Source organism: Kribbella sp. NPDC058693 (genome assembly GCF_042715335.1).
GTDB classification, from domain to species: domain Bacteria; phylum Actinomycetota; class Actinomycetes; order Propionibacteriales; family Kribbellaceae; genus Kribbella; species Kribbella jiaozuonensis.
The window spans coordinates 1-4,570 of the sequence record NZ_JBHXSQ010000010.1 but is presented as its reverse complement, the minus strand read 5'-3'; the positions used below and the strand labels follow the sequence as shown (position 1 = coordinate 4,570).

The window sequence follows — 4,570 nt, the reverse complement described above, 5'->3', positions numbered from 1 at the left end:
TCCCCTAGAACGGCGGCTGGTGGCCGTTCTGCGGGCTTGAGCTGATCAGACGCTCCAACGCCCGCAGCCGGGCCGAATCGAGCGGCTGGGAGTCCTTCAGGCCCTGCGGAGGGGCCGTTGTCCAGGCCTGCGCGCGCTGGAACTCGCGGCCGGTGAAGACTTCGGCCAGCGCCGGGCCGTACCCGAGGTCGAACGCGATCCGGTCGGCGTACTTCTCCGAGGCCCGGGCCGCGGCCGGGACCACGAACGGCGCGAGGATCGGCGACAGCAGGAACACGATCACGTAGTTGAATCCCCAGAACGCCCAAATGCCAATGATTCCGAGGGCATAGATCCCCAGGAACACCTTCAGGAGGAACCCGACGACGGGAGCTTTCCAGGCAGCCCTCAGCGCCTTGCCCATCATCCGGGCCGGGAGCTGCAAGCAGTAGACGAACAGCGAGACCGGCCGGGGCAGCGCCAGGCGGTGCGCGAGCTCGTGGGCCAGCACCGCCTCGAGGTTGCGGGCCGGGAGGACCAGCGTCGACCAACTGGTAACGGCGACTGTCGACCCGGCGACCGGTGGTGCCGTGACCTGTGCTCCTTCGTGGATCCACACCCGGTACCGGTTCGGGTCGACCCCGGCCGCGGTGCACGCGGCGAACCAGGCGGGTCCGATGAGCTGGCTCTCCAAGGCGTTCGGGGTGCGCAGCCGCCACACCTTCCACGCCAGGAAGTCCTCGACGCGCGGGTGCAGGGAGCCGACCGCGAACGCGCCCCACGCCACCATCGCGATCACGTAGACGGTCGTGCTCGGGGTGCCGATGAGCTGGATGGACAACCACGACCACCACAGCCACGGGAACGCCATCACCAGCTCGATCAGGCCGGACAGCTCCCACCGCCGGCCGCGTCCCGCCGGCGGGAGACTGAAGCCGCGCGGCGGCACGATCGAGGCTGACCGTGGTGGCAGGGGGTTCGGTGCGCCCACTGGAGGTACGGCGGGCATTGCGTTCGGCGGCCGCGCAGGCAGCGGGCCGGGGGGCTGTGGCCGCTGCTGCGGTAACGGCTGGCGAGCTGGATGCTGCCCGGCGGCCGGACCAGCTGGCGGACCAGGTCGCGGACCTGGTCCTGGGCCCGGCCGCGAGTTCGGCGGGTTGCTCGGGTTGTGCGGAAAGTTGTTGCTCTCGGCCCCGTTCACCTGCCGGAGGGTAGCTCGCGAGGCGCGATCTCCGACACCCGTTTGCATGTTGTTGCAGGCGATTGCACGAACCTGCAGCGGGTCGGGGGTTGACGCGTGGGTCAGCCGGTGATGTGCGGGCGGGCGGTGCAGCCGACGAGCCGCCCGGCGTGCATGGCCTGGTCGACGGCGTCCAGGCGGACCTCGCTCCCCCACTGGTGCAGGTCGAGCGGACCGAGGTAGAGCGCGAGTTCGCCGGTCTTCTCGACCGCCGTCCGCCAGGCCTGGCCGGTGACCATGGCCGGGATATCGGCCAGCGGCTCGCCGCCGATCAGGATCTCCAGGCGGCCGGTACGGCGGCCGCCGGCGGGCTGCGGATCGAGGCTGTAGCGGCAGACCAGGTCATCGGGCCGCGCCGCCGGGTTGGTGTCGAGCTGTGCCACGAGCTCCCATCCCTGGGCGAGGAACGCGGCCGCTACCGCGTCGGTGAGCTCGCCAGAATCGGCCTCGATCGCCACCTCCGGGGCGTCGAACGACACGAGCAGTACCGGCCGGGCGTTGTCCCAGACCGCCGCTACGGCGTTCATGTCGTGGGTCTGCTCGGGCGCTGGGTGGTAGTAGGCCTGGGCTTCTTCCCACGGCATGGGTCGCAGCTCGGACGCCGAGCACGCCGGGTGCGTGAGGCACATGACCGTCAGGTTGCCCGGCATCTCGGCCGGGCCGATGAGGAGAACGACCGCGGCCGCCTCCACGCGGACGTCGATCGGGCGCCCGCAGTCGCGGCACGCGGCCTCAGACCAGCTGGGAGCGTCGGCGCGGAGCTGCGCCACGGTCTCGGCTCCGAGGACCTCGGCGACGTCGCCGGCGACCTGCAGCCCGCTCACTCGGCATCGTCCTTCTTCGGCTTGCCCTCGTCCAGGATCGCGTACACGCGGGCCCGGTTGATCCCGGCGGCCTTCACGATCTCGGTCCGCGGTACGCCGATCTCGGCGGCCTGGCGGATCGCGGCTTTCCACGCCTCGGTCTTCTGGTCGACCAGGGCCAGCGCGGCGTCCCGCTCAACTCGCGTGCTGCGGACGTCGGCCAGCGGGTCGGGGGTATCGGCCACCAGGTCCTCCTCGAGGTAGATCCCGCCGAGGGCGGGAGGCAGGTCGGTTGGGTCGTACGTGCGTGCCTGCCGAGGACTCGAACCTCGGAGTCAGCCAGTCAGGCTATCGGAGCGGGCGTCAGCCGAGACCGGGATTGCCGGTGACGGGCGGCGGGGGCCACTGGCCGTAGTGCTCGATGAGCCACGCAAGCCGGAGCTTGCCGCAGCGGCCGCCGTTCCCGGAGTACCCCGCCTCCTCGTACCGGCCGGGCCACGAGTACGGGTATGGGTGACCGATCACGGCCAGGTCGGGCTGCCAGCCGTGCCGGGCGTGTAGCTCGTCGGCGGAGCTCTCGACGTCGCCGCACGCCGGGCAGCACCAGCGGCCGAGGCCGTCCTGTAGCCACCTCTCCCAGTCGGCCTGGTGCTGCTCGGCCTCGTCCATCGCGTCGACGTCGAACAGGGACAGCTGGACGGCGCTCACTCGTCCAGCCATTCGGGCATCGTCTCCGGCGGGTCGAACGAGTGTGTGTTGCCGAAGTGGCGCACCCACCCGCACCGAACACCCTTGCGGGTCGTCTCGCACCAATCCATCACGCCGTTGGACAACGGGCGCGGCTTCAGGTACTCAGGAATCTCCGTCCCGCGCTCAGGGTGGACCACGGGCATCGCGGGCTCGAGTTCGGCTAGGTCGAACAGGTCCAGCTGTCGTCCGTTCATCAGCGCGGCCACTCCTGCACGTCCGCGTCGTCGTCCAGGTCCTCGTCGCCGTCCTCGTCCTCGTCGTTGTCGAACCAGTCCAGGCCGTGCTCCTTGGCCAGCGCGACCGCCTCGCGGTACGCCTCCGCGCTGCGCTCCCGCGCCCGCTGCGCCCCGGCCGGGTTGTCCGCGTCTTCCAGTACTTCCGCGTCGTAGTTGAGCAGCCGGTCAGATTCGTGGATCAGGTCCTCGATGCGCTTCTCGAGTTCGGGCTGTTCCATCGTTCGCTCCATCTCCGTAAGTCCGTAAGTACGGACCCTCTCTTATGTCTACTACTATAGACACATTTGCCTCGATTGTCTATAGGTATAGACACAAAAGTCCTGCGAAATAAGGCGTCTACAGCTATAGACATTCCGCGTAGAAGTGTCTATAGTTATAGACATGAACAGCGGAGATCGAGTCAACGCCTTGTACTTCTCGCAGACGTCCGGGACCTGCCTGGCGATGAACCGCCGGGTGCTGAGCGTCGCGCCTCGTGGTGACGGGCGGCTGGATATCACCGTCGACCTGCCGGACGACGCCCAGCCGGGCAGCCACCTGTACACCGTCAACGCGCAGGGGGAAAGCGACTACGTCCTGGGGTCCGCCGGCTTCTACCTGCAGTGCGGGCTGTGCGACGGCGATGTGTTCGTGCCGGAGGACCAGTGGGACGACCCGAGCGTCCACCTGGTCCCGCACGAGGACTGCCCCAACGGATGGGACCTGGAACACGACGGCTCCGGCGCCGACCTGGACCACGCCCGGCGGCACGCCGACGTCGACTGACCGTCATTTGAACCGGCGGCCGGGCCTGCGACTTGAGACCCCGGGTCCGGCCGCCTCTCCCCCACCACTCACGGAATGGAGAGCAGTAATGCCGAAGATCTACGCAACCACGGTCCCCGCGGGGTGCCAGCCGTGGTGCAGCCCGAAGCATCACCAGGTGTGCCGGGGACCCGTCTGCTGCCCGCATCTGCACAGGGCAACCACGAAGCCCGCCGAGACCCCGCAGGACGGCCGCCGATGATGACCGACGCGCAGGCGCTCGACGCGATCGCGGAGTTCCTCAACCAGCCGGGGTCCTGGAACGGCGGCGACGTGTGCGAGGTAGTCGCCGAGACGTTGACCGCCACCGGCCGGAGGGTCCTGGAGCTGGACGAGAAGGACGAGCCCGACCACCTCGACGTCACCCCGGACCCTCAGCCGTACCGAGACGGCATGTTCGTGAGCGTGTGCTCCTGCGGTGAGGAATTCCTCGGCAAGGACCCGGACGACGCCGACGCCTACCTGGAGGAGCACCGGTTCGGGACGCGGCCGTGCGGATGCCCGAGCGACGTCATCACCAGCACTCTCGGGGACGGCGGCGAGCAGTGCAGCCGCTGCGGGACGACCTGGGACCGGGATGACCAGATCATCACCCGGCGCGGCGAGCATCTGCCGCGAGTCGGTCGGCGTTCTCACGCCTGATCCCCTCTAGCGCGGGGAGGACTGTGGTGAAGGAAGCAGCACCCACGGTCCTCCCCGTTCCACGTTTCGCCTTGCGCGGAAGGGGTTTTGGTACATGGGTGAGCTTGTGGAGGAGG

The 4,570-nt window shown here is 69.2% G+C and carries 8 protein-coding genes; 2 read left to right on the top strand and 6 right to left on the bottom strand.

Features of this window, described 5'->3' with window-relative positions; all coding sequences use genetic code 11:
* Nucleotides 1-4: 4 nt before the first annotated feature.
* From ACFWUU_RS40445 to ACFWUU_RS40420, 6 genes are all read right to left on the bottom strand, one after another.
* The gene (locus ACFWUU_RS40445; RefSeq protein WP_380184029.1) at nucleotides 5-928 is read right to left on the bottom strand and encodes a M48 family metalloprotease; all 924 of its coding nucleotides are present in this window, start codon (nucleotides 926-928) and stop codon (nucleotides 5-7) included.
* Nucleotides 929-1,281: 353 nt separating this feature from the next.
* Entirely contained in the window at nucleotides 1,282-2,043 is a 762-nt protein-coding gene (locus ACFWUU_RS40440; RefSeq protein ID WP_380184027.1) for a hypothetical protein, read from the bottom strand.
* Entirely contained in the window at nucleotides 2,040-2,267 is a 228-nt protein-coding gene (locus ACFWUU_RS40435; RefSeq protein WP_380184025.1) for a hypothetical protein, read from the bottom strand. Before ACFWUU_RS40435 ends, ACFWUU_RS40440 begins: the two co-directional genes overlap by 4 nt.
* A 118-nt stretch (nucleotides 2,268-2,385) precedes the next feature.
* Nucleotides 2,386-2,742, bottom strand: coding sequence for a hypothetical protein (locus ACFWUU_RS40430; protein WP_380184023.1), 357 nt, complete (start codon nucleotides 2,740-2,742; stop codon nucleotides 2,386-2,388).
* On the bottom strand, nucleotides 2,727-2,966 hold the full coding sequence (locus ACFWUU_RS40425; protein WP_380184021.1) for a hypothetical protein: 240 nt from the start codon (nucleotides 2,964-2,966) through the stop codon (nucleotides 2,727-2,729). The genes ACFWUU_RS40430 and ACFWUU_RS40425 overlap by 16 nt, the downstream gene beginning before the upstream one ends.
* Entirely contained in the window at nucleotides 2,966-3,226 is a 261-nt protein-coding gene (locus tag ACFWUU_RS40420) for a hypothetical protein (RefSeq protein ID WP_380184019.1), read from the bottom strand. Before ACFWUU_RS40420 ends, ACFWUU_RS40425 begins: the two co-directional genes overlap by 1 nt.
* A 163-nt stretch (nucleotides 3,227-3,389) precedes the next feature.
* On the opposite strand from ACFWUU_RS40420, the gene ACFWUU_RS40415 reads away from it, so the two are divergent.
* Nucleotides 3,390-3,773 (top strand): hypothetical protein, encoded by a 384-nt coding sequence (locus ACFWUU_RS40415; protein WP_380184017.1) that lies wholly within the window; start codon nucleotides 3,390-3,392, stop codon nucleotides 3,771-3,773.
* A 240-nt stretch (nucleotides 3,774-4,013) separates the two neighbouring features.
* A complete protein-coding gene (locus tag ACFWUU_RS40410; protein ID WP_380184015.1) occupies nucleotides 4,014-4,454 on the top strand; it encodes a hypothetical protein in 441 nt (146 codons plus the stop codon).
* The last annotated feature ends 116 nt before the right edge of the window (nucleotides 4,455-4,570 follow it).